The sequence below is a fragment of the Clostridium sp. C8-1-8 genome, assembly GCF_009928445.1.
GTDB lineage: Bacteria > Bacillota > Clostridia > Clostridiales > Clostridiaceae > Clostridium_AR.
Genome location: NZ_JAABNO010000002.1, coordinates 238,397 through 263,077 on the forward strand (window position 1 = coordinate 238,397; position 24,681 = coordinate 263,077).

General features: G+C 30.3%; 24 protein-coding genes and 2 riboswitches. Of the genes, 18 read left to right on the forward strand and 6 right to left on the reverse strand.

Annotation, left to right across the window (positions count from 1 at the left end; genetic code table 11):
- Window positions 1-28: 28 nt before the first annotated feature.
- Complete coding sequence (locus tag GXK57_RS02825) at window positions 29-298, reverse strand: ACT domain-containing protein (RefSeq protein WP_160671109.1); 270 nt, start codon at window positions 296-298, stop codon at window positions 29-31.
- Between the two features lie 211 nt (window positions 299-509).
- Window positions 510-600, reverse strand: a riboswitch (glycine riboswitch).
- Between the two features lie 174 nt (window positions 601-774).
- Between GXK57_RS02825 and cbiB the strand changes: the two genes are divergently transcribed.
- The 3 genes from cbiB (at window position 775) to GXK57_RS02840 (ending at window position 3,630) form a co-directional block, all read left to right on the forward strand.
- Window positions 775-1,737 (forward strand): adenosylcobinamide-phosphate synthase CbiB, encoded by a 963-nt coding sequence (cbiB, locus tag GXK57_RS02830; RefSeq protein ID WP_202127661.1) that lies wholly within the window; start codon window positions 775-777, stop codon window positions 1,735-1,737.
- Window positions 1,718-2,779 (forward strand): histidinol-phosphate transaminase, encoded by a 1,062-nt coding sequence (locus tag GXK57_RS02835; protein ID WP_160671112.1) that lies wholly within the window; start codon window positions 1,718-1,720, stop codon window positions 2,777-2,779. The genes cbiB and GXK57_RS02835 overlap by 20 nt, the downstream gene beginning before the upstream one ends.
- A gap of 290 nt (window positions 2,780-3,069) precedes the next feature.
- Window positions 3,070-3,630, forward strand: coding sequence for a nitroreductase family protein (locus GXK57_RS02840; RefSeq protein WP_160671115.1), 561 nt, complete (start codon window positions 3,070-3,072; stop codon window positions 3,628-3,630).
- Window positions 3,631-3,941: 311 nt separating this feature from the next.
- Here GXK57_RS02840 and GXK57_RS02845 read toward each other — a convergent pair whose 3' ends face one another.
- On the reverse strand, window positions 3,942-4,424 hold the full coding sequence (locus GXK57_RS02845) for a CarD family transcriptional regulator (RefSeq protein WP_202127662.1): 483 nt from the start codon (window positions 4,422-4,424) through the stop codon (window positions 3,942-3,944).
- A 222-nt stretch (window positions 4,425-4,646) separates the two neighbouring features.
- Entirely contained in the window at window positions 4,647-5,162 is a 516-nt protein-coding gene (infC, locus tag GXK57_RS02850; protein WP_243156355.1) for a translation initiation factor IF-3, read from the reverse strand.
- Window positions 5,163-5,646: 484 nt separating this feature from the next.
- On the opposite strand from infC, the gene GXK57_RS02855 reads away from it, so the two are divergent.
- The 4 genes from GXK57_RS02855 (at window position 5,647) to GXK57_RS02870 (ending at window position 8,698) form a co-directional block, all read left to right on the forward strand.
- Window positions 5,647-6,522: a response regulator gene (locus GXK57_RS02855; RefSeq protein ID WP_160671121.1), complete on the forward strand. Its 876-nt coding sequence runs from the start codon at window positions 5,647-5,649 to the stop codon at window positions 6,520-6,522.
- A complete protein-coding gene (locus GXK57_RS02860) occupies window positions 6,504-6,965 on the forward strand; it encodes a chemotaxis protein CheX (RefSeq protein ID WP_128212634.1) in 462 nt (153 codons plus the stop codon). Before GXK57_RS02855 ends, GXK57_RS02860 begins: the two co-directional genes overlap by 19 nt.
- Before the next feature lie 356 nt (window positions 6,966-7,321).
- Window positions 7,322-7,789, forward strand: coding sequence for a chemotaxis protein CheX (locus GXK57_RS02865; protein ID WP_160671124.1), 468 nt, complete (start codon window positions 7,322-7,324; stop codon window positions 7,787-7,789).
- 33 nt (window positions 7,790-7,822) lie between these two features.
- The gene (locus tag GXK57_RS02870) at window positions 7,823-8,698 is read left to right on the forward strand and encodes a DMT family transporter (protein WP_160671127.1); all 876 of its coding nucleotides are present in this window, start codon (window positions 7,823-7,825) and stop codon (window positions 8,696-8,698) included.
- Window positions 8,699-8,774: 76 nt separating this feature from the next.
- On the opposite strand, the gene GXK57_RS02875 is transcribed toward GXK57_RS02870, so the two are convergent.
- On the reverse strand, window positions 8,775-9,278 hold the full coding sequence (locus tag GXK57_RS02875; RefSeq protein ID WP_160671130.1) for a folate family ECF transporter S component: 504 nt from the start codon (window positions 9,276-9,278) through the stop codon (window positions 8,775-8,777).
- Between the two features lie 65 nt (window positions 9,279-9,343).
- Window positions 9,344-9,445, reverse strand: a riboswitch (THF riboswitch).
- Window positions 9,446-9,513: 68 nt separating this feature from the next.
- On the opposite strand from GXK57_RS02875, the gene GXK57_RS02880 reads away from it, so the two are divergent.
- The 5 genes from GXK57_RS02880 (at window position 9,514) to GXK57_RS02900 (ending at window position 15,021) form a co-directional block, all read left to right on the forward strand.
- The gene (locus GXK57_RS02880; RefSeq protein ID WP_160671133.1) at window positions 9,514-10,335 is read left to right on the forward strand and encodes a YdcF family protein; all 822 of its coding nucleotides are present in this window, start codon (window positions 9,514-9,516) and stop codon (window positions 10,333-10,335) included.
- 318 nt (window positions 10,336-10,653) lie between these two features.
- Entirely contained in the window at window positions 10,654-11,127 is a 474-nt protein-coding gene (locus GXK57_RS02885) for a MarR family transcriptional regulator (protein ID WP_160671136.1), read from the forward strand.
- Complete coding sequence (locus GXK57_RS02890) at window positions 11,111-12,571, forward strand: MFS transporter (protein ID WP_160671139.1); 1,461 nt, start codon at window positions 11,111-11,113, stop codon at window positions 12,569-12,571. The genes GXK57_RS02885 and GXK57_RS02890 overlap by 17 nt, the downstream gene beginning before the upstream one ends.
- 282 nt (window positions 12,572-12,853) lie before the next feature.
- Entirely contained in the window at window positions 12,854-14,212 is a 1,359-nt protein-coding gene (locus GXK57_RS02895; RefSeq protein WP_160671142.1) for an amino acid permease, read from the forward strand.
- Window positions 14,213-14,337: 125 nt separating this feature from the next.
- Window positions 14,338-15,021 (forward strand): M15 family metallopeptidase, encoded by a 684-nt coding sequence (locus GXK57_RS02900; RefSeq protein ID WP_160671145.1) that lies wholly within the window; start codon window positions 14,338-14,340, stop codon window positions 15,019-15,021.
- 171 nt (window positions 15,022-15,192) lie between these two features.
- On the opposite strand, the gene rpsD is transcribed toward GXK57_RS02900, so the two are convergent.
- Together rpsD and GXK57_RS02910 are read right to left on the reverse strand one after the other, a co-directional pair.
- The gene (gene rpsD / locus GXK57_RS02905; RefSeq protein WP_160671148.1) at window positions 15,193-15,771 is read right to left on the reverse strand and encodes a 30S ribosomal protein S4; all 579 of its coding nucleotides are present in this window, start codon (window positions 15,769-15,771) and stop codon (window positions 15,193-15,195) included.
- A gap of 271 nt (window positions 15,772-16,042) precedes the next feature.
- On the reverse strand, window positions 16,043-16,483 hold the full coding sequence (locus GXK57_RS02910; protein ID WP_160671151.1) for a hypothetical protein: 441 nt from the start codon (window positions 16,481-16,483) through the stop codon (window positions 16,043-16,045).
- Window positions 16,484-16,836: 353 nt separating this feature from the next.
- On the opposite strand from GXK57_RS02910, the gene GXK57_RS02915 reads away from it, so the two are divergent.
- The 6 genes from GXK57_RS02915 (at window position 16,837) to GXK57_RS02940 (ending at window position 24,539) form a co-directional block, all read left to right on the forward strand.
- On the forward strand, window positions 16,837-17,805 hold the full coding sequence (locus tag GXK57_RS02915) for a ribonuclease Z (RefSeq protein WP_160671154.1): 969 nt from the start codon (window positions 16,837-16,839) through the stop codon (window positions 17,803-17,805).
- A 111-nt stretch (window positions 17,806-17,916) separates the two neighbouring features.
- Window positions 17,917-18,909: a Gfo/Idh/MocA family oxidoreductase gene (locus tag GXK57_RS02920; protein WP_160671157.1), complete on the forward strand. Its 993-nt coding sequence runs from the start codon at window positions 17,917-17,919 to the stop codon at window positions 18,907-18,909.
- A 92-nt stretch (window positions 18,910-19,001) separates the two neighbouring features.
- Complete coding sequence (locus GXK57_RS02925) at window positions 19,002-19,898, forward strand: phosphatidylglycerol lysyltransferase domain-containing protein (protein ID WP_160671160.1); 897 nt, start codon at window positions 19,002-19,004, stop codon at window positions 19,896-19,898.
- 12 nt (window positions 19,899-19,910) lie between these two features.
- Complete coding sequence (locus tag GXK57_RS02930) at window positions 19,911-20,465, forward strand: GNAT family protein (protein WP_160671163.1); 555 nt, start codon at window positions 19,911-19,913, stop codon at window positions 20,463-20,465.
- 354 nt (window positions 20,466-20,819) lie between these two features.
- Window positions 20,820-21,815 (forward strand): DUF4003 family protein, encoded by a 996-nt coding sequence (locus GXK57_RS02935; protein ID WP_243156356.1) that lies wholly within the window; start codon window positions 20,820-20,822, stop codon window positions 21,813-21,815.
- A 405-nt stretch (window positions 21,816-22,220) separates the two neighbouring features.
- Window positions 22,221-24,539 carry a VIT and VWA domain-containing protein gene (locus tag GXK57_RS02940; protein ID WP_160671166.1) on the forward strand — a complete coding sequence of 773 codons (2,319 nt, stop codon included), beginning with the start codon at window positions 22,221-22,223 and terminating at the stop codon, window positions 24,537-24,539.
- Window positions 24,540-24,681: the final 142 nt, after the last annotated feature.

Genomic DNA, 24,681 nt, shown 5'->3' on the forward strand with positions numbered 1-24,681 from the left:
CCCAATTACTAATGGGGGATTTAGAATTTTATATTGTATGCATTGAATTGAAAAGTGCTTCTTGTTGTATTCTAATAGATACATTTAATTCGGAACCTAGAGTATCCAAGTTATCTTTTAATTCGGAGAAGTCCATAGTAAGCTTTGAAAGATCTACAAGCATTATCATGGTAAAAAATCCATCAAGCAGAGTTTGCGTTATATCTAAAACATTAACATTACTTTCTTTTAGTACAGAAGTAACTTCATATATTATACCTATTTTATCTTTTCCTATAACAGTTATTAATGATCTCATTTAATCATCTCTCCTTAAAATTAATATTTATTCTGATTATTTTATCTTTTATTCTTCAGATCATGTACTGATTTATAATCATAGGTAAATGCTTATTATATGATTTTCAGTAGGTTTATTTATCTAAAGAATAAAAAAAGAGCCTAAATATGCTTAGCCTCTGAAGAATGAATATTAAAAAACGATTATGCAAAAATATATGCATAAACATTCCTAATGCTCTGTCCTTTTACCTGAGAGTTTCACCATAATAATGGTTTTCCCCTTCGGTGCTCAAAACGAGTCTCTCCAGAGTTCCGTCCAATAGCGGTTTACTAAATATCCCGCTAGCTTCAACCGGAATTATTAAATTAATAAAATTATAACACATATTTGGATATTTTCAATAAGCAAAAGTAATTTATATAAATTATTGACTAAATGCTTCCTAAAGTGCTACGATTTATGTGATTTTTACTTTTGTGAAAGGAATTAGTATGATAAGTATATTTGTAGCGTTAATAGTAGATTTAATAGTAGGAGATCCATATTGGTTTCCACATCCAGTAAGATTTATAGGTAAATATATAATTGCCTTCCAAAGGTTAGTTGAAAGTATGAAACTAAAAGAGTTTGGACTTAAGGTAGCTGGAGTTATCTTGACACTTACTACTGTAGGAATAACCTTTAGTATTACATTTTTCCTACTGAAATTTTGCAAAGATATATCAATATACCTATACTTCATAATAAATGTTTTTATAATGTGGACAACAGTTGCAGCTAAGTGCTTAGCTAGTGAAGGCATTAAGATATATAAGATAATAAAGACAGGTGATATAGTAAGTGCTAGAAAGCAGCTTTCATATATTGTGGGAAGAGATACAGAGAACTTAAATGAAAGTCAGATAGCTAAAGCGGTTATAGAAACAATATCAGAAAATTGTTCTGACGGGGTAATAGCACCTTTATTTTATATGTTTATTGGCGGAGCGCCCTTAGCTATGGCTTATAAGGCTGCGAACACTTTAGATTCTATGGTTGGTTACAAGGAAGGTATATTTTTGAATTTTGGATGGGCATCAGCGAAATTTGATGATTTAGTCAATTTCATACCAGCAAGGATAACTGGTATAATGATGATTTTTTCAGCTTTTATATTTGGATATGATTATAAGAACAGTGCTTATATATTTAAAAGAGATAGGAAAAATCATTCAAGTCCTAATTCTGCTCATCCAGAAGCAGCGGTAGCTGGAGCATTAGGTGTAGAGCTTGGTGGAATAAATTATTATTTTGGAAAGCCAGTAGTCAAACCTACTATTGGAATAGGTAAAAATATATTAGATGTTGAATATATAAAAGATTCAATTAAACTTATGTATGGGGCTTACGTGTTTTCGATTTTAATATTTGCTATTGTAAAAGGAGTAATTTCACATGGAATATCATGGTGGTAACATATACGAACATAACAGAAGAGTAATAGATTTTAGCAGTAATATAAACCCTTTAGGAGTTCCTAAAGGGTTTGAAAAATCTATAGCTGATAATATAAATAAGTTTTCAGTTTATCCGGATAGAGAATATAGGGCGATGAGAGAAAGGATAGCAAAGTATTTAGAGGTTAACTCTATAGATAAAATTATTCCAGGCAATGGAGCAGTAGATATAATATATAGAGCTCTTGAGGTTATGAATTATAGTAGATTATATATTTCACTACCTACCTTTGCTGAGTATAAGAGAGCTGGCGAAAGAGTTAATATGAAAGTAGAAGAGCTTGATATATACGATGATGATTTTCAAAATATAAAGCTAGATTATATATTTGATAAGGTGGAAGAGAAATCCGTAGTTTTACTATGTAATCCTAACAATCCAACAGGTACATTAATACCTAGAGCGCATATAGCAAAACTTTTGGCTAAGTTAGAAAGCATGAATTCATTTTTGATAATTGATGAAGCCTTTATAGAATTTGCACCAGGCTTTAAAAGTGCTTCCATGGTAGAGTTTATAGATAAATATAATAATTTGTTGATAATAAGAGCTGCAACGAAATTCTTTGGTATGCCTGGTATTAGATTAGGATATGGAGTATCTTCTAACCTTAACCTCGTAAAGAAGATAAAAGACAGCATGGAGCCATGGAGTGTAAATACTGCAGCAGAAATAGCCGCAGAAAGTATTTTTGATGACGAAGAATATATAAAGAATACCTTAAAATGGATTAACGAAGAGAGAGAACGTTTCTATGATGAGCTTTCAAAGATTTCATCTATAAAAGTTTACAAGTCTAGTTCAAACTTTTTCTTTATTAATATCTTAGATGAGAAGATTGATGCCTACAGGCTACAAGAAGAATTGTTAAAGTATGATATTTTGATAAGACTTCCTAAAGGCTTTAATGGGATAAGTAGATTTAACTTTCGAATAGCTATAAAGTATAAGCATAGTAATGATCTCCTAACTAGTGCTTTGAAAAAGATATTAGAATAAAGTAGTTTAAGTAGAATGTTAATATTGATTGGTTAAGCATCCGATGCTTTAAGGAGCTTACTAAAATAAAGAATATGATTTTTCATATTCTTATCTAGAATCATGGTTACTTTAATATAGTTAATTGTAATAGGATATTTGCTTTACTTTTGTTTTTTAAGGTGTATAATATATTGTGTGATAACTAAGCGTTAAAGATATTATTAATAAATTGTCAGTTTCTAGAGGATTTATTAACAACATATATAGTTAAGTTATATAGCTATATATAATAAGAGGAGGATAAAATAATGAATGAGGCAATAAAGGTTTTATTGAACAGAAGAAGTACGAGAGTTTTTAAAGATGAGCAGATTAAAGATGAAGAATTAGAAACAATATTAGAAGCAGGAAGGTTTGCACCAAGCGCTATGAACCAACAATCATGGCATTTTACAGTAGTCCAAAATAAAGAAGTTATAAATACACTTGCAGAAACATTTAGACAAGTTCTTTTAAATTCAAATCAAGAAGCAATGGTTAAAAGAGCGCAGAGTGATAACTTTAAGCCATTCTATAATGCTCCAACTTTAATAATTGTCTCTGGAGACAAGAATGCAATAGCGCCAAAGGCAGACTGTGGAGCAGCTACAGAAAACTTGCTAGTTGCGGCAGAAGCACTAGGTATAGGTTCTTGCTGGCTTGGAAGCTCAGATGCTATATTTAGCTCACCAAAAGCTGAAGAACTAAAAAAGATTTTAGGAATACCTGAAAACTATGAACCTTTATATTCAGCTATATTTGGATATAAGGCTAACGATAATGCAAAAGCTGCACCAAGAAAAGAAAATACAGTGAATTATATAAGATAGTCTTGTTGTTTGGAAAAGTTAACTAGAGAAATACATGCATTGTTTAAATAAAAATTATATATAAGTTGCAGCAGGACCTTGTTGTAGATATATGAATCTTTTGCCTACAATATTAGCACCTAAAGATATCATAATTAGAAGCAACTTATATAAGTATTCAAACAATATGTAAAGCAAATGTTGAGGCTACTGACTAAAATGTCAGTGGCTTCTCTTTTTAGATATGTTTACTGTCTATGATAGTATAAAACTTTCGGGAAGGCAGATTCCTAAAAAACTAACTGAAGAAGGTCGCTTTAGCGACTTTTTTATTATGCTATAATCGAATTGACTATATCAATTGCTTCAGTTTCTGAAATATTTTTTACTAAGGATATCTCACCGATTAAAAGTTTTTTCGCGGTATTTAGCATCTGCTTCTCACTAGAATTTAGAGGCTTTTTACTATTTAAAATTGTTAGATCACGAAATACTTCTGAGTTTTCCTTTAAGTCACCGCTTTTTACTTTTCTTAAATTTGTCTGATATCTTTCTTTATAGTTAAGATCTATATCAGTTCTTTCTTCGCTAATTACGATACTGCTTAAGATTGTTTCAAGATCATTAGCATCTGTGACAAGTCTTATCCCAGAATTTGAAATCTTATCCTGAGGGATCATCACCTGCATGTTGTTGTTCAACATATTTATGATAAAGTAACTAATCTTTATTTGAGATATTTCTTTTTCTTCTACTTTTTCTATTACTCCGGCGCCTTGCATAGGATAAATAATTTTATCACCGATTTTAAACAAAACAACACCTCCAAGAATATAGTCTATTTATATATTATAATGTATAAATAGAAAAATAGCAAATTTTTATGATAGCATAAATTATATGTGCTTGTCAATAATTTCCCGTATAACAATTTTAATTATAAAATATCAACCAATTTCACTTAAGAATAAAAAAACCTATAAGCTTATTTGCTTATAGGTTTTCTGCATTAAATAGATATATCATATCTATATCAATTACTTTTTAGGTGAAAGAATTAAAAACATATTTCTTCCTTCGAATTGAGGAGATTTTTCTATAACACCTGCATCTCCAAGTTTAGAAATGAAAACATCTAAAACTTTGTTTCCTACGGCAGCAGTATTATTTTGTCTTCCTCTGAATCTAACTGATACTTTTACCTTGTTTCCACTAGATAGAAACTTTTTAGCATTGTTACATTTTATATCTATGTCATGCTCTTCGATAGTAGGACTTAATCTTATTTCCTTAAGCTCTACTACTTTCTGATTCTTTTTGGCTTCTTTTTGTTTTTTTGATTGCTCATAAAGATATTTGCTGTAATCCATTATTCTGCATACAGGCGGTACAGCAGTGGGAGAAATCATAACTAAATCAAGATTTTGTTCTCTAGCCATTCTTAAAGCATCTTCAGTTTTCATGATTTTGCTTTCTTCACCAGTTAGTCTTATTTCTTTACTTCTAATATTTTCATTGAGTTCTAAATTTTTATTAATATACAACACCTCCAAAATAATAAGCACGTGGCTCATTATTTAATAGTATAACTTTAATCCATTTTATGCAAGTAATTAAGTGATTTTCTTCTATTATTTTTTCAATTATATTTATTAATATTCTTAGAATCTATAATTATATATTTATAACATTATATGAAGCTATAGTGTTTGTGCTGACAAAAGAATGTTTGTTTTTAGTTTTAAAATATATAAAGATGTAACATTGTGTAGTAAATATAGTGGATAATTATATTTAAATCAATAGCTAATGGCATTGTTAGATTAGATATACATCATATAAATGAGCTATTTCATATTATAAACATATTATCTGCTAAAATGCTTAATAGTATATTTAATGAATTATAACTTTAAAAATTATCAGAAATATCAGGAGTTTTTCGAAAATACATATTTTTCAGCAAAAACAGTTATAAAGGTAATACAAATACCTACGATATAAAGATTAATAATATATTAAATAGGGGTGTTATTTATGGCAAAAGCAAGAATTGTTATTGTTGATGATTCACCATTTTCCATTGCTATTATAAGGGATATACTTGAGGAAAATGGATTTGAAGTGGTTGGGGAAGCAGGCTCATTAGAAGAAGTTATCAGCGTTGTTAGTGAAGTTAAACCAGATCTTGTTACCATGGATATGACTATTCCGGGAACTGATGGATTAGAATGCACTAGAGCTGTTCATGATATTGATCCAAATATAAAAGTAATTGTAATAAGTTCAATGATGGATGAAGAGATACTTAGAAAGGCTAGAAAAAATAAGGTTTCTGGTTATATTCAAAAACCAGCAGATCCAGAAGAAGTCACTTTGCTTATCAATAGAATAATGGCAAGTGAAGAGCTATATAATGAGCTTACAGGATTATATTATTCTTGCTATAGAGAAGCCTTTATGGATACCTTCAATAAGGTTGCTAAAACTGTTCCAGAGTTTAGAGAAGAAAATAACGCGAACAATGGACAAGTATCGAGAGGAATATCTGTTGTTATAGGTATAATAGGAAAATATTCTGGAAGAATAATTTTTGATATGTCTCATGAAACTTCAGAAAATATTGCCAAATCCGTACTTAAGAGGGAGCCTAAGAGCTTTGAAGAGATTCTCAATGTAATGGGAGAACTAAACAACATAATATCAGGGCAGGGTTGCTCGATTATAAACAGAAAAAATAAGTTATTTGGACTAAGAGTAGCACCACCAGCAATATTCCACGGAGAATCTATTAATATATCAAGAGCTGAATTAGATACTACAACTTCTGCTATAGTAGATACTATATTCGGTGAAATATACATGAGTGTAGGGTTCCAAAAGGAGGATGGAGAATGGATGTCAAATATATAAATCCATTTCTTAAAGCCTTTTCTAATGTTTTTCCTATGTTAGGTATTAGTGAGATAAGAAAGGGTAACTTAAGTGTAAAGGATGGATACATAGAAAGTCCAGGGGTTATAATCATCTTAGGAATTATAGGAGATATAAAAGGTAATGTAATGTATACAACAACTATAGATACAGCAAAAAGTATTGCTCAAACAATGATGATGGGGATGCCAGTGCCAGAGTTAAACGAAATGGCACAAAGTGCTATATCAGAGCTTACTAATATGCTTACTGCTAATGCTTGTATGAACTTTGCTGATGAAGGAATAAATATAGATATTTCTACTCCAACACTTATTTATGGTAATTTTACTGCTAAAGCTACATCAAGTAAGGTACTTTGTGTTGAGATGTTTGTAAATGATATGCCTTTTGAGGTTAATATTTCTTTAGATAGAGTATAGATTATTTATTACAAAAAAGTGTTAATCTTATATATTAGGGTTACAGGAGGTGGGTAAAGACTACGATATAAATAGTCTTATCACCTCCTATTTGATTATATAGTATAGCTAACGATATTTTATATATTTTTATGTTTTGAATAAGGTAAGATTTTGTCTGTTAAAGAAAGTATGAAGATTTTTGTTAGCTAAACCTAATAATTTGAAAGTATCAGTATAGTTATTTGTAGCATATAACAAAAAAGAAAAAATGTAATCGATTTTTTATACAGCAATAAATTTGAATTGATAAGTAAATAATAAAGATGATATAATTTATTAAATAACCTATTACATAAGAGATTGGAGTGCTTAAGATGAAAGTAGAATATATTAATCCAATTATTGAGGCTAGTAAAAATGTTATAAATCAGATAACAGGACTTGATCCTAGCCTAGGTAAGATTTACAGAAAGCAAGTACCGTATTCAGTAGATACAATTGTCGTTCTTATTGGGCTTACAGGACAGATACAGGGGAGTGTAAATGTTTCGCTTAATAGGGGATTGGCATTAAAGATAGTATCGGCGATGATGGGAGGAATGGAGGTCAAAGAATTAGATGAGTTGGCCAAGAGCGCTATATCAGAGTTGTGTAATATGATACTAGGCAATGCCGCAACTATATTCTATTCTAATAATATAAATATTGATATTACGCCTCCTATAATAATGACTGGAAGTAATATAGAAGTAAGTCAAGCGAATGCAGTTGTAATAAGTGTTCCTTTGAACTTTGATAATGGGGATAAATTGGAATTGGATATATCTTATAAGGAAAAATAGTCTTATTAGGATATATATTTAAGGGGTTTTAGTATGACTAAAGAGTTGAAGGCAGATATAAGTTTAGTAGCTGTCACAGTGTTTTGGGGACTTAGCTTTCCTATAATGAGTGTGGCATTGAAAACAATTCCTCCATATAGTTATATCGCTATAAGATATACAATTGGAGCGATAATATTAGGAACATTTTTTCGAAAGAAGCTAAAATCTATAAGTATTAAAGATTTTAAGATAGCAGGAATAATCGGTGTAACACTTTTAATAGGAATAATACTTCAGGTAGTAGGACTTACATATACTACTTCAAGCAAATCCGCTTTTATTACAGGGTTAAATGTGGTTTTCGTACCAATTATGTTAGCGATAATCTACAAAAAGCTTCCTGATTATAGGACGATTATAGGAATTATTTTATCTATCATAGGATTATATATTTTATCCGCTAAAGGATCTTCAGGTATAAACTTTGGCGATTTTTTAACATTGCTTTGCAGTATAGTGTTTGCTGCACAAATAATATTAGTTGATAAGTATGCGAAAGAAGTGGACTCAGGGCTTTTAACGACATTAGAACTTTTTATAGTGGGAATTTTAAGCTTCATACCCGCAGTAGGAATAGAAAGGCTTCATTTTGAAGTTACTAAGACAGTAGTGATGGCCTTAGTGATAACCATAATATTCTCAACAGTAATAGCTATGTGGGTTCAAAATGAAATGCAGCCTTATACTAATCCCACTCATGCTGCCATAATATACCTTGGTGAACCTGTTTTTGGTGCTATATTTTCAATTTTCATAGGGGATAAACTTACTGGAAATAGCCTAATTGGATCTTTCTTGATATTTTTAGGAATGATAGTTATAAATGTTAAGATAAAGTTAGAAAAAGTGGAAGATGAAGTGTTATAATTTTATTATCGGAATAGAAGTTCTATTAAAAAGGCATTATTTATTATAAATAGTGCCTTTTTACTTTTTAAATAAGTTAATTTAGCTGAGCTTTTATTCTGGAGTAAAAGTATGCCCATAATATATTAATAAGTAATATTTCAATTGGTAGCATAATTAGTGTTTTAGTCAATCTAGGAATCAGAAGTATCAATACAGCTTTGCCTGTTAATATGGAAAGCCAAAGGGTATTGAGGCCTATATCTACAAGTATTTTAACTAAAAGGGTTGCTATGAAGATTCTTAAGATAGATATTTTATTTTTATAAAGAACACTTCCGTAAATTATGCCAGATAAAAGGGCACTGAATGTGAATCCAGGAAAATAAGTACCTTGGGGAAAAATTACCATACCAAGTACATCTGATATAGCTGCACATACTCCACCTAATAAAGGCCCAAATAATATACATGAGAAAACTAATGGAATAAATCCAAATCCTATTCTAACTATTGGAGTTTGAATAGATAAAAATCTTGTAAGTATTATTTGTAAAGCTACAAAAAAAGCTAAATACACAACTGTTTTTGTGTTTTTCAAAAAAGCACCTCCTCTCTTTAATTATGGCAAATAAACCACATTAAGAGATAAGCACTCTTTTATGTGGCAGCGGAATGCAATCATAGTACCGCAAGTTAACTTAACTTTTCGTCCAGAGGCAAACTTCCCGTCCTACTGGCACTTAACGCACTATAACCTACTCTGCCTTTATGCTATTAATTAAATTTTAAGGCACTAGTACCCAAAAATCAACCAATAAAAGGAGAAGATATAGATGGATGCAAAAAAAGTTAAATTTAATAGGGAGTTAATAGATGACATTAATGAAATTGGATTTTATCTTGCTAAGAGGGATATCATTAGTTTAAGTGTAAGCGAACTATATAAAAAGTATAGCTTAGAAAAAATTGATATGGTTATTTTACTTGGAAACAGTATAACCTATAGTATTGAAATAGCTGAGAAGGCTTTCGAAAACCTGTCTGCAGATTATATTATGATAGTTGGTGGAATAGGGCATTCCACGTCTTATTTATATGATAATATAAGAAAATATAATAGATACAGCGATATTAAGATCCAAGGTAGAGCCGAAGCAGATATTATGAAGGATATCCTTGAGGATATGTACTATGTAAATGAGGAATGTATCATAGTAGAAAATCAATCAACTAATTGTGGAGATAATGCTGAAAAAGCACTAGATACTTTAAGAAAAATTAAAATTAAACCAAGTTCAGTACTACTAATACAAGATCCTACTATGCAGCTTAGAAGTTATGAAGCCTTTAAAAAGTATTTTCAAGGATATGAAGCGATTAACTTTATAAACTATGCCCCATTTTTACCAAGCATTAAATTTGAAGGAGAAAAAGTAACATTTGAGCAAGATTATATTGAAGGAATATGGGAGGTGGAAAGATTTTTATCTCTTGTTATAGGAGAGATTCCAAGATTAAGAGATGATGAAGCTGGATATGGACCTAAGGGAAAGAATTTTATAGGACATGTAGATATTCCTAAAGATGTACTTGATGCTTATAGTAGAATTAAGACAGAAATAGGAGAGTATTTTGCAAGACATATAATAATGTAATAAGTCACTTTATATAAGATTTATTTAGTACTATAGGGGCTAACTTTAAACATTAATATATATATGATTAAAATTTATAGATGCATGATCTTTAAACATGAATAACTTAGTTTTATAGTACATAGCTAAAATAAGTTTCTATATGTAATACAAGGAGTTAAACTACTATGAAAGTATAAGTTGTAGTACTATGCCATTTTATTCTGAAAAAAATTTACGAATGAAATGGTTTTTATTTAAATTAATAGGTTGATTAGTCAACTATATAATGTTAATATAAATGTGGTTGACTAATCAACTTAATAGGAAGGTGAAATAATGGATGAAAAGAGAGCGACTTTAATAAAGCTTGTCAATAGATTATATAGGCATACTCAAGCACATCTAGATGTGGCGTTAGAAAAGTTTAATCTTACAAGTGGAATGTATCCATTTATACTTAAATTGGAACATTGTGAAGGTATAAGTCAAAATTCAATAAGTAAGATGCTTAATGTAGATAAGGCAATGTCTGCAAGGACTATAAAAAGACTGATTGAATTAGATTATATAAGAAAAGAAGTAGATAGAGATGACTCTAGAGCTTTTAGACTATATTTAACGGAAAAATCAATAAGTATCATACCAGATATCAAAAGGGAAATTTGGGGGTGGATTGATATTATATCCAATGGATTACCAGATGAAGAAATAGATAAAGCAGTTGATTTTTTGAATAATGCATTGATAAATGCACAAACCTATAAAGATGGCAATATGGAGGGGGAAAAAATACATGGAAAATATGAATGAAAAAATCTATAAGAATAGATGGCTTATATTATTTAATGTGGTTCTTATGACTTTTATGTCTTGTCTTGATAGTAGTATAGTGAATGTAGCCTTGCCAGTTATGTCTAAGAAGCTTAGCGTCAATATGGCATCAATCGAATGGGTAGTTACAAGCTATCTTATAACAATTTCTTCAATAATACTTGTATTTGGAAGACTTGGTGATATAAAAGGAAAAACTAAGGTTTTTAGCTTTGGAATAATTATGTTTACAATTGGCTCACTTATGTGTGGTTTATCAAATTCTCTATGGTTCTTGGTACTTTCAAGAATAGTTCAGGCAGTAGGCGCATCTGCAACAATGTCTACAAGCCAAGGTATAATAACTAATGTATTTCCTGCAAACGAGAGAGGAAAAGCTCTAGGAATGTCTGGTACTGCAGTAGCTTTAGGAACTATGGTTGGTCCTCCTTTAGGTGGTTTCATAGTTTATCTTGTAAGCTGGAAGTATATATTCTTGATAAATGTACCTATTGGTTTAGTAGCCTTTGCAATGTCATATAAGATACTACCTAAAACACAGGGAAATAAATCAGAAGAAAAGTTAGATCTAAAGGGTGCTGCTTTGTTTACTATTTTTGTTGTTATGTTATTTGTAGCAATTATAAAGGGACAACAGCTGGGTTATGGAAGTCCTATTATACTTGGAAGCTTCTTAATTGCTATACTAGCTTTTGTAGCTTTCATCTTTGTTGAAAAGACAGTAGCTGAACCGATGTTAGATTTATCTATATTTAAAAATAGATTATTTTCTCTAAGTATATTCTGTGGATTTATATCCTTTATAGCAATAAGCTGTCCTAATATAATACAACCATTTTACTTACAGGATGTAATGAAGTTATCATCTTCGGTAACTGGGCTGTTTATGATGATATCTCCGCTGGTATTGGCCTTTGTAGCACCAATAAGTGGACATTTATCTGACAAAATTGGATCGGAGATATTAACTTTTATTGGACTTGTGGCTTCAAGCTTAGGGTTATTTTTGATGTCAACTTTGAATCAAAATTCTTCAATGATGATTTTAGTTGTATTTTTAATTGCGTTAGCCCTAGGTAATGGGATGTTTCAATCACCAAATAACTCTTTAGTAATGTCTACAGTTCCTAAAAATAAGTTGGGGATAGCAGGAAGCATAAATGCACTTGTTAGAAACCTAGGAATGAATTTTGGTATATCCTTATCAACTGCAATACTATATAATAGGATGAGTTATAAGATTGGATACCAGGTTGCCAATTTCATTGAAGGCAGAGAAGATGTTTTTGTTTATGGGATGAGGTATTCTTACATTGCGGCCTGTGTGATTTGTGCAACAGGAGCATTACTTACAGCTTTTAGACTTTATAATAATAGAGCTTCTAAAAAAAGCGTATTTGAAAATGTTGAGAAGGTTAGTTAAATAAATTAAGTTTCCATATATTATCTCTCTAAATGAAACCATGCTATGAGTAGAAACATTAAAATGAATCTTCATAAAGACATTTTAATTGGCTATTTATACGCATGGTTTTTATATGTAATCTATTGATGTAACTTGCTTTTAATATGTAAATCTAATGGTTATTGATTGTTAAAATTATAATAAACATAAGTAGTAATAATAAGTTGACTTATAAGAGTTTTGTCTATAGAATTAGAAAAAGAAAATGAGTTTAATAATTCAAATGAAGGGATGAAATTGATGAATTATTCTAAAGATAATAGGGAAAAAGTAGATGAATCTACTTTAAAGAAACAAATAGGATTACCTGAAGCAATAACCATGGTTATTGGAATTGTTATAGGATCTGGTATATTCTTTAAGGCTACCACTGTATTTGGCAACGCAGGAAATTCGGTGATGGGAATATCAGCGTGGATTATAGGTGGTATAATAACCATGGCGTCAGCACTTACAGTAGCAGAAATTGCAGCGGCAATACCAAAGACCGGTGGAGTATTCGCGTACTTAAAAGAACTTTATGGAGAACAGTGGGCGTTCTTATTTGGTTGGGTTCAAACAGTTATATATGTTCCTGGTGTAGTAGCAGCACTTTCTATAGTATTTGTAACTCAAGCTACATACTTTATAGATTTATCTGCAACAGGTCAAAAAATATTAGCAATTTTTATTATATTATTCATAATGACAATAAACATACTATCCACTAAGTTAGGAAGTAAGGTTCAGTTTATCGCTACCATAGCAAAACTTATACCTATAATAGTAATAATTGTTTTTGGTTTAATAAATGGAACAGAACATGGGTTTATGACAGCAGCTATAACAAAGAGTAATGCTTCAGGACTTGCTGGATTTGGTGCGGCTATTTTAGGGACTCTATGGGCCTATGATGGTTGGATAAGTGTAGGAAACATGGCTGGTGAGTTAAAAGAACCTAAAAAGGATCTTCCAAAAGCTATAATAATAGGTTTGGCTATAATAATTTCTGTTTATCTATTAGTGAATCTAGCTCTTTTAAAGATATTACCTTTAGGATATATTGTTGCATCTAAAAAGCCGGCTTCTGATGCTGCAGTTGTTTTATTTGGTAATGGTGGAGCAGCACTAATAGCTGGAGGAATAATGGTATCAATATTTGGAGCATTAAATGGGTATTTGATGACTGGTGTTAGAATTCCATACGCAATGGCTCAAGAAAAGTTAATGCCGTTTTCATCATTCTTTGGAAAGCTGAATGATAAGTTCAGTACTCCTATGAATGCTTTTATATTTGAAGTTATACTAGCTATTTTATATGTGCTTTCTGGATCCTTTGATACATTGACCAACCTAGCGGTCTTTGTAATGTGGATATTCTTCGTTATGACAGTAGCAGGAATTTTTATATTAAGAGCAAAGCATAAAAACATAAAAAGAGAATATACTGTTCCGCTATATCCAGTAGTACCTTTAATAGGTATAGTAGGCGGATTGTATATTTTAATTAGTACTATGATAACTGATACATATAATGCATTATATGGCATCTGCATAACCCTTATTGGTTTTCCTATATACTTATATATTAAAAAGAAGGAAAATAACAAAGTTAGTTAAAGAATCATATATGGTTCCAACTTTAACTATTAACTTATAAATATAAGCTTAATAAATTCTTAAGAAATTCTTTCGTTTATTTTAGGATTTATCTTCTATTATTAATAATGGTGGGGGTAAATATAATGGTAAGAATTATTAAAAATTTTATTAAGCTTTTTATTTTTATGACTATATTTGTTTTAGTGATATACAAAGCCTATACTACTAGGGCTTTTATAAATTTAGATGTACCTAATAATCCAGAAAGTATATCTGTCCTAGTAAATAAGGATTGTATGCTTAAGGATTCCTATGTTCCTTCAGATTTGATTGTGCCAAAAGTTAATTTTTCAAAAAATATAACTAGAGAAAGAAAGCTCATTAGGAGAGAAGCTGGAGAGGCTTTAGAGAAATTGTGTGAAGCAGCTAAAAAGGAGAATGTCAATCTTTATATGGAGTGTGGTTATACATCCTATAAAACTCAGGAGAAACTTATTGAGAAAATGGACAAGAAAGAAAAAGCTGAAGATGATGAATATATTGCTACCCCAGGAGCTAATGAGCACCAAACTGGATTGGCTATAGATATTACAAACAATGATTCAGAGAACGGTGATAATAAGGTCGAGTTTTCTCAAACCAAGGAAGGGCAGTGGTTAGCTAAGAACTGTTATGAGTATGGATTTATATTGAGATATCCAGTAGGAAAGGAAAATGTAACTGGATATAAGTATAAACCATGGCATATAAGATATGTTGGAAGGGATATTTCCAGGGTGATAGAAGCTAGAAATATTACATTAGAGGAGTATATTAGAGGTTGGTGAACGTATTAATCATTTATGCAAGCTCATTAAAGCATCAGATTATTAACCACTTAATTTCAACATCGTCTTTTAACAGGGACCTAATATAAAAGCTATACCTAAATTTAAGAAAATTTAAGTATAGCTGCTTTTACGTTCTATTATTTTTAAACTTGTATTGTTATGTTTATACTAATTTTTAGAGTAAAATTCTATTATCTTAGGGAATTTTACATCTACAGGAATATCTTCAATATTTGGCATAACCTTGATTGTAGCGCTTAAAGCTTCCAAATCCTTTTCTATATAGTTTACCACTGGTAATATAGAAGTGAAATTATCCACAAACATTTGAGTCTTCTTAGAAGCTTCCTTTAAGGATATAACATCTCCAACCTTAAGTTTATAGGAAGGTATGTCTACTTTTTGTCCGTTGACTCTTACGTGTCCATGAGAAACCATCTGTCTAGATTGTCTTAAGGTTGAACCAAAGCCCATTCTATAGACCATATTGTCTAGTCTCATTTCCAATCTTTGTATTAGTACAACTTCAGATTTTTCCTTAGAGCTCATAGCTTCAAATACATATCTTCTGAACTGCTTTTCTAATACTCCATAATATGCTTTTAACTTTTGCTTTTCTAATAATTGCTCTCCATATTCAGAGAGTTTCTGCTTCTTTACCCCTCTATTTAATGCTTTAGGGTGGTTAAATACATTTACTCCAAGACGTCTTGCAACTTTAAATCTTGGTCCCATTGATCTTGCCATTTGAATCCTCCAATAAAATATAATTTTGCGGTTTCAAATTTTATACCAGACAGCCAAGAATAATTATAGCACAAGAAAAATAAAATGTAAATGAGATTCATTATCTTTTATAAAAGCTAGAATTATTTATTTTATATAAACTTTTAGTTTACCAAGAATACTTCAAAAAAGTAAAAAAATAAAGCACCAAGACTATTTTAAATAATAGCCATAGTGCTTTATTAATGCCTACATGTCTTACTAGATTAAAAATTAATTAATAAGTATTTTATTATGCTAGCAAAGCAGCTACAGTCTTTTCTAATTGAGTTATCTTGCTTTCATAGTCTACCACTGTAACATCATATAAGTCTTTTACCTCTTTAAAGAAGTTCAAAAAAGCAGTTTCTTTTTCAGATGAAATTTCTAGGCTAGCTGAGATTTTTTCAAGAAGCTTTAATTCTTCTTCAGAGTAAACACCATCTACTAATGCTAGTCCAACTAATTCAAAGTAAATTATGTTTTTATTTTTTGTTGTAGAGTTTTTTAATCCTTCTAAACTTTGGTCAAAGGATACTTCTTCTAAATCAGAATCTTTTAATGAAAGCTCCTCTAGATAATCAGCTACTAGTTGTTGTTCTTTTTCTGAGAATACCTGATCTACTGTGGCTATACTCTTTACTAAATTAATAAATAATATTGCTTCTCTCTTTGATAATTCATTCAAAAACATGATTATACCTCCTAAATGGTTAACTATTTTGAGTTAAAATTAGCATATTTGCTAGCGTAAAAGATATATTATATATTTATTGTATTTGATCTTAATATAATTGTAAAATCAATATATTAAGAATTTTTCAACTATTTAGAGTGTATAAAAATCAACTCTTTTAATTATAATTGACTTTAAAGATACAAATTTAATGTAAGAAGTGAGAGTATATATTTATTATACTACATCCTAATAGCATGGTTGTAAATATATACCTTTACTTAAAATGAAATTTGTAATTATTAAGTATATAATAAGATGAAATCAATATGCTAAACATATCTAATATTTTAGTTTGAGAGGTGATAATAGTGGTGGATATTGCTTTTTTAGGATGCGGTGGAACTATGCCAATACCGGAAAGATATCTTTCCTCAATGTTATTAAAATATAACGGCAGAAAAATTTTAGTAGACTGTGGTGAGGGAACTCAAGTATCTATGAGAATGCTTGGCTGGGGCTTTAAAACCATAGATATAATATGTATAACTCATTTTCATGGTGATCATATACTTGGATTACCAGGTCTGCTAGCTACCATAGGAAATAGCGGTAGAGAGGAACCTATATACATAGTTGGTCCAGAAGGGCTTTTTGAGGTAATGAAAGGTCTAAGCGTAGTGATCCCTTATTTACCTTTCGATATAGGAATAATTGAAAACCCTAAAAGCACTATATCTATAGAGTTTACGAAAGATAGTGCTAAGATAATTGAAGCTGAAGCATACAATGAAAAAGCTAACTCTGTACAGTTGGAAATAAATACGTTAGATTTAGATCATTCAGCACCATGTATTGGCTATAACTTTTATGTTAGAAGAGCTCCTAAGTTTGATATTAAAAAAGCAGAGGATAATAAGGTTCCTAAAATACTCTGGAGTAAACTTCAAAAAAACTTGGTGGAAGAGTTTGAAGGAAAAATATATACCCCTTCCATGGTATTAGCGGAGCAGAGGAAAGGCATAAAGGTTAGCTATATAACAGATACTAGACCAATTGATGAAATTAAAAGCTTCGTGAAGGATAGTGATTTACTAGTTTGTGAAGGTACTTATGGATCTGAGGATGACTTGGAGAAGGCCGTAAGGAATAAACATATGACTTTCAGGGAAAGTGCTGAAATTGCCAAAAATGCATCAGTAGATGAACTTATAATTACTCATTTCAGCCCTTCTTTAATGAATCCAGAGGAGTATAAAGAAAATGCCACTAATATATTTGAAAACACATCTTTAGCCTATGATAGAGCTGTAAAAGTAATTAATTTTAAAGAAAAATAAGTATATAAGCTTTACATGGACATAAAGTACTAATTTCTATTTGTTAAAATTGCAAAGTAGGTTGTATAATTATAGTAGATTATAATTAGTAATTGTTTAGGTGGTGTATTTATGAAAAAATTAAATTGGGCCATTTTAGGACCAGGACTTATTGCAAAAGATTTTGCTAGTGCAATACTAGAGGAAAATGGAGCTATATATGCAGTTGGGTCTCGTTCTTATGATAGAGCTTTAGATTTTGCTAGAAAATACGGTGTTTCTAAAGCTTATGGTGATTATGAAGAAATGCTCAGTGATGAGTTAATAGATGTTGTATACATATCAACTCCTCATAGTAATCACTATGAATATATAATGATGGCCCTAAGGTACAATAAACACGTTATTTGTGAGAAGGCAATAGTACTCAATAGAAAACAGTTAGATAATATAATTGATCTAGCTGCAAAGAAGAATCTTGTTGTTGCTGAAGCTATGACTATTTTTCATATGCCTTTATTTAAAGAGTTGAAGAAAATAGTTGGACAAGGAAAAATTGGAGCTATAAAAATGATAAATGTTTCCTTCGGTAGCTGTAAGGAATATGATGTGACAAATAGATTTTTTAATAGGGAATTAGCAGGAGGAGCTTTATTTGATATAGGTAGCTATGCACTATCAGTAACTAGACTATTTTTATCTGTAGAGCCAAATGAAATAATAAGTACAGTTAAAAAGTTTGAAACAGGGGTTGATGAGCAGTCTGGAATAATCCTGAAAAACGAAAAGGACGAGATGGCTGTAGTTACCTTAGCCATGAGATCTAAGCTTCCTAAGAGAGCAGTAATAGCTGGAGATTTAGGGTATATAACTATTGACGATTATCCAAGAGCTGATGAGGCTGTTATAACCTATGTAGATGGACGGTCAGAAAAGATAAAGTGTGGAGATAAATCAAAGGCACTTTTATATGAAGTAAAAGATATGAACGAAAGTATTTTAAATACTGATAGGGCTGAAGAGTTAAACAATATGAACCTATCTAAAGATGTTTTAACAATAATGGACGAAGTAAGAAAACAGTGGGATATTTCTTATGGAAAAGCAGAAGAAGCTGAAATGTAAAGACAATATATCAAATTGAATTTAATAGTAATATAATAGAAGATGTTTAAGGCAATCAGGGTGTGTTATGTAGACATCAGAGGAGGATACCAATGATACAGTTTAAAACTCTAGAGCTTAGCGATAAAGATATATTTGAAAAATATATTAAAGATTATAAGTTTTCTACTTATGAATATTCATTCTTAACATTATATTTGTGGAAAAACTTGTTTAAAGTTGAATTTGGATTTTTTGATGAGGTATTGATCATTAAAAAAACCGAAAGTCATACTGGCACATATTTTATGGAGCCTATTGGTTATAAAGAAGATAATTTAAAAACAGTGATTGACGAACTGCTTAAGATAAAGCAAGAAGATTCTAATATTAAAGCTCTTTTTAGGGATATCGAAGAAAGCTTTCTTATAAAGTTGAAAGAGTTATATGGGGAGCAAATTACTATAGAAGAAGATGAAGACAACTATGATTATATATATGAATCAGAAAAGTTAATATCATTGTCTGGAAAGAAACTTCACAGTAAAAAGAATAAATACAATCAATTTATTAAAACCTATGATTATGAAGTTAAAGATATTAGAGATAAAGCTGTAATAGATGATTGCATAGAATTTGAAGCAAAATGGAATTTAGATAAGGACAACTTGGATGATCAGCTAGTTATTGAAGAACAAGGAATTAGAAGTGTGCTAGAAAATCTACAAGTTTTAAATGCTATAGGTATGGCAGTATATGTACAAGGCGAGATTGCAGGTTTTACTATAGGTGAAATAGTAAATAAGGAAATGGCTATAGTTCATATTGAAAAAGGTGATGTAAATTATCAAGGTATATATGCGTTTATAAATAAGACCTTTGTGGAACAGTATCTAAGTGAAATAGACTATGTAAACAGAGAAGAAGATAGAGGTGTAGCTGGTCTAAGAAAAGCAAAGCTAGCATATCATCCAGTGAGACTTGAAAGAAAATATATAGTTAATATATAGAGGTGTTATTAAATGAATTCATTGCTTAAAGGTGAAAACATAAAGCTTAATTCAATTAAAGATGAAGACTTTACCAGTATTAACAGTTGGTATGATGATGCTGACTTTTTAAGATTCTATGATATGGTACCAGCAATTCCAAAGTTAGACAAGGAAGTAAAAGACGTTTTTGAAGAATTTAAAAATACTCAAGAGAGAGTCATTTTTGCAATAAGAAATAATGAATCTAATGAAATAATTGGTGTTGCGGGTTTTGATGACGTAATTTGGAGTAATGGTGTGGCAACGCTATTTATAGGAATAGGAGATACCAAGCATAGAAATAGAGGTTTGGGAAAAGAAGCAATCAAGCTTTTATTAGAGTTTGGTTTTGCAGAACTAAATTTTCATAGGATTCAGTTAAATGTTCTAGGCTATAATACTAGTGCTATAAAGTTGTACGAAGCTGTTGGCTTTAGAAGAGAAGGAGAGTACAGAGAATTTATACTTAGAGATTATAAGAGATACTCCATGTATCTATATGGTTTGCTTAGAGATGAATGGATTAACTTAAAGGAAAACTTATAAATTATATAGAAAACACCTGAATTATGGAGTGAAAAGTTCCATAATTCAGGTGTTTTTTTCAAATATTGATATAAAATATGTTGAACTATTTACCTGCATAAGGAATAAAATAAATTTTATTAGTATATAGATTAAGATGTATACAGTTTTGAACATTAGTATATCTAAAAAACATTTAAGCTTATTAGCTTTCTTATAGTGCATATCATTTATTATCACTTAATTTTAACAATGTTCTTAAATATAGCCTAAAAAAGATAAATGTTCAGTAATAAAAGTTGTTTACAAAATATTGAATGTATATTATTATAATATATAAAGAGTTAATTGATACTGTATTAAATGGAGGTAAATATGAATTCGTTAATAGCAGATAGAGCTCATTTGATGGTGGATAATTTTCATAAATTAAAATCAGCTTTTAAATGGGATTCTCATTTAATCAAACATTTTGTGGCCATGTCTCATGCCATTTCTAATAGAAAGGTGGATATACAAAATCTATCAAATATAAAGAACTATATAAAAGGACATTCAAGCTGGACTTCTTACTTCAGAGGAACAAACGAACTTTTATTAGTAAACTTATTAAGTTCACAGGTAGATTACCAAGAAACCTTTGATAATATTAAAGATATATATGAACTTATGAAGAAAAATGGATTTACTAGAGGGCCCTATTTACCAATGGCGGCTTATACACTAGCAACTAAGTTGGAAAAATCTCAGTGGGATGAAGGAATAAGAAGAATGATGGATTTTTATGAGGGCATGAAAAAAAATCATTTTTGGTTAACTTCCCAAGATGATTACGTGTATTCTGCAGTACTTGCTACTTCCCAGTTAGATGTAGAAGAAACAATGAATAAAGTTGAAAAATACTATAGTTTATTAAATAAAAACGGTTTTTATAAAGGAAATGACTTACAGACACTATCGCATATTTTGGCTTTAAGTGATGGAGATATAGAAGTCAATTGCAATAGAGCTGTTTATCTGTATAAAAAGCTAAAGGAGAATAAATGCAGACTGCAACATAATGCATTGTCAACTATAGGGCTTCTAGTATTGCTACCTCAGGAGGTAGATGTACTGGTATCAGAAATTAAAGAAGTTTATGAATATATACATTCCTTAGATGGCTATGGTTTTTGGAGTTTAGATGGTTCTACTAGAACTATACTTTCTTCAAATATTGTTTCTAGCTACTATATAGATAGCATTAAAGATGGAATAACAGATGTTGCTATGAGCAATAGTCTTATTGCTATATTAATAGCTCAGGAACAAGCTGCTATATCAGCAGCTTGTATAGCAGCTGTAAGTGCATCTGCAGCGTCAAGTAGTTAAGGAAAGTGCCTTAAAAATTTAATGTGGAAAATAATCCATGCTACGGACACTAAGAAAAAATTGATTCTGTAATTTTAAGCAGAGTGTATTTAATAAAATAAATCCATAAAGAGGTATAGATAAAAAAACTATACTTCTTCTTTTTTATTCTTTTGAAAATTACATTTTAGATAAAGCTTGGTTATTAAGTTCTACCTAACACAAAATTAATGTTTTCAGCGGCTCAAGGAATTTATTCTAAATATTTTGATTAAACTATTATTTTAGAATATTAAAAAAACTCTTTACAATTTAATCGTTTAGAAATAAAATTTAAAAAAGGCTAGAAAAATATGGTGAGATTATAAGGATAGAAAATATTTCATATATAGCAATAACAGAAGAATATAGGAGGAAAGTAATATTATGAGCATAAAGGATGTAAAACTGGAGAGATTGAGTATTAATGGACATATATGTGGAGAGTTTGTGGAGTTTACTCTTTCTGAATCATTTAAAAATAATACTGGCAAAACAATAGATGGTGAATATGTTTTCCCCATGCCTGAAACTGCTGTGCTTACAGGCCTTGAGATAAGATTAGGGGATAGAACTTTGGAATCAGTAGTTGAAGGCAAGGCGGATGTAGAAAATATATTTAGTGAGGAGTCTTTCGATGGACTAAATCCTCTAAAGTTAGAAAGCTATGAAAATAATCTATATAAATTAACTATAAAGGATATCTTGCCAAGTGAACTAGTAAAAATAAAAGTATCCTATATGGATCATATGATTTATGAAGATGATGGTTATAGATTAACACTTCCTAAGATAATAAATGATGATGTTATGCCAAATAAATTTTATTTCAGCATAATAGTGAAGTCTATGGTTGAAATGACAATTGAATCACCATCTCATAAGATAGACATAGAAAGAGAAGATGAAACACTATGTAAAATAACTTTGGAAGATACAGAGGTTTTAGATAGAGATTTTGTACTTGATCTTACAGAAAAGCATCCAATAGAAGCAAGCGGAATGTATTATACCATCGATGAAGAAAAAGAGGAATCTATGTTGTATTTAAACATATTACCAAAACTTGATGAAGAGCTTAATGATCAGGGGAATAATTATATGTTTATATTAGATAAATCAAATTCTATGATGGGAGAAAAACTAGAACAAGGGAAAAATGCTTTACAGCTTTGCTTAAGGAATTTAGATGATACTGATACCTTTAATATAATAGCTTTTGATGAGGAGATAATAATTTTCTCTGAAAAAGGAAAAGTACCTTATACACAAGAGAATCTAAGAAAAGCAAGTGAATTCATTAATGCACTTCAACCAAGCAGTGAAGAAGAAAATCTTATGGAAGCCTTAAAAATTGCTCTTGAAGAGAAAAATAATGAAGGAATTTCTACAATATTGCTATTCACTGATGACAATGTTGAAGATGAAGAAGAAGATGAAATATTAGATTATGTTAAGAATAATATTGGAGATAACAGAATATTCCCATTTGGCATGGATACATCAGTAAACAGCTATTTCATTAATAAGATTGCTGAATATGGATATGGTAAGCCAGAATTTATTTATTATGATGAAAAAATAGAAGATATGGTGGTAAGGCAATTCAGCAGGATAAATAGTCCACAAATAGATGTTTTAAAGATTGACTGGGCTAATCTAGATGTTTTAAGGACCTATCCAAGAAGTATAGAATATCTATATGATAGAGAGCAGTTTTCTATATTCGCTCTTGTAAAAGGATCTCTGGAAGGTAATATAAGCATAATAGGAAAGGTTGGGGAGGAGGACTACAAGGTAACTATAAATATGGACTCCTTTGACTTAGAAGAGAATGTAGATCTTATAAGAAGAGCTTGGGGAAGAATGAGAATTGAGTCTATAAGTGAAAGAATGAGAGGAGAAAGAGGAGAAGTAGCAGAGTCTATGAAGAACAAGATAATAGAGATTTCAAAGGAGCATAAGATACTAAGTGAAGAAACCGAGTTACTTATGGTTGAAAGCTTCCAAGATCCAGTTTTAGGAGCTACAATTAAAAAGGCAGTTCCTTTAATAGTGGATGAAGAAGCACTAAAAGATCTTGGTAGTGGATATTTTATAGATTCACCTCGTTTCTTATATGATGCTTCAAAGAAAACTAATAAAAAGAAAGCAGAAATGGAAAGCAGTAAGCTTGTTAACAGAGAAGAGCTTTTGAGAATAGTTGCAAGAAATCAATTTGCAGAAGGATCTTTTGATAATTCAGAAGAAAGTACATTATATGATAGGGTTGAAAATACTTGCTTAGCTTTGCTATCTTTTGGATTAGGTAAAGAAGATCTCAATTTATATAATAAGCAAATAGATAAAGGCATTAGATATGTGGCAAGGACTCTTACAGATGTGGAAGAGCTTCTAGATGAAAATTTATGTATATTAGCATTATCTACCTTTAAGGCCTTGGGTAAAAAAGGTGTGTTAAGAAATAATACAGATCAGGATATAATTGAGGCTATAAAAATAATCAACAATGTAATAAAGTATAATGAGTATACTACTCTAGATGGGCTTACAAAGCTTAATAGATTCGATATTATTACAGAGATAGCCATTAGAACTATAGTTTCTGAGCCTATAGATCAGGAACAGATAATGGATAAGGTTAAATATAATGTCAAAGAGAATATAAGAGATATAGCTAGATATGCCATATCAAAATTAGTATAGAGATATAAGAGTTTGCAACCATATATTTTATAGAAGCTTTTGAATATATAAATAATTTGTGGAACTAAGGAGTCTTCTGATTAAAAAATCATCTTGAAGGCTCCTTTAGTTTTTACGAAAAAATAATAGCTGCACATATATT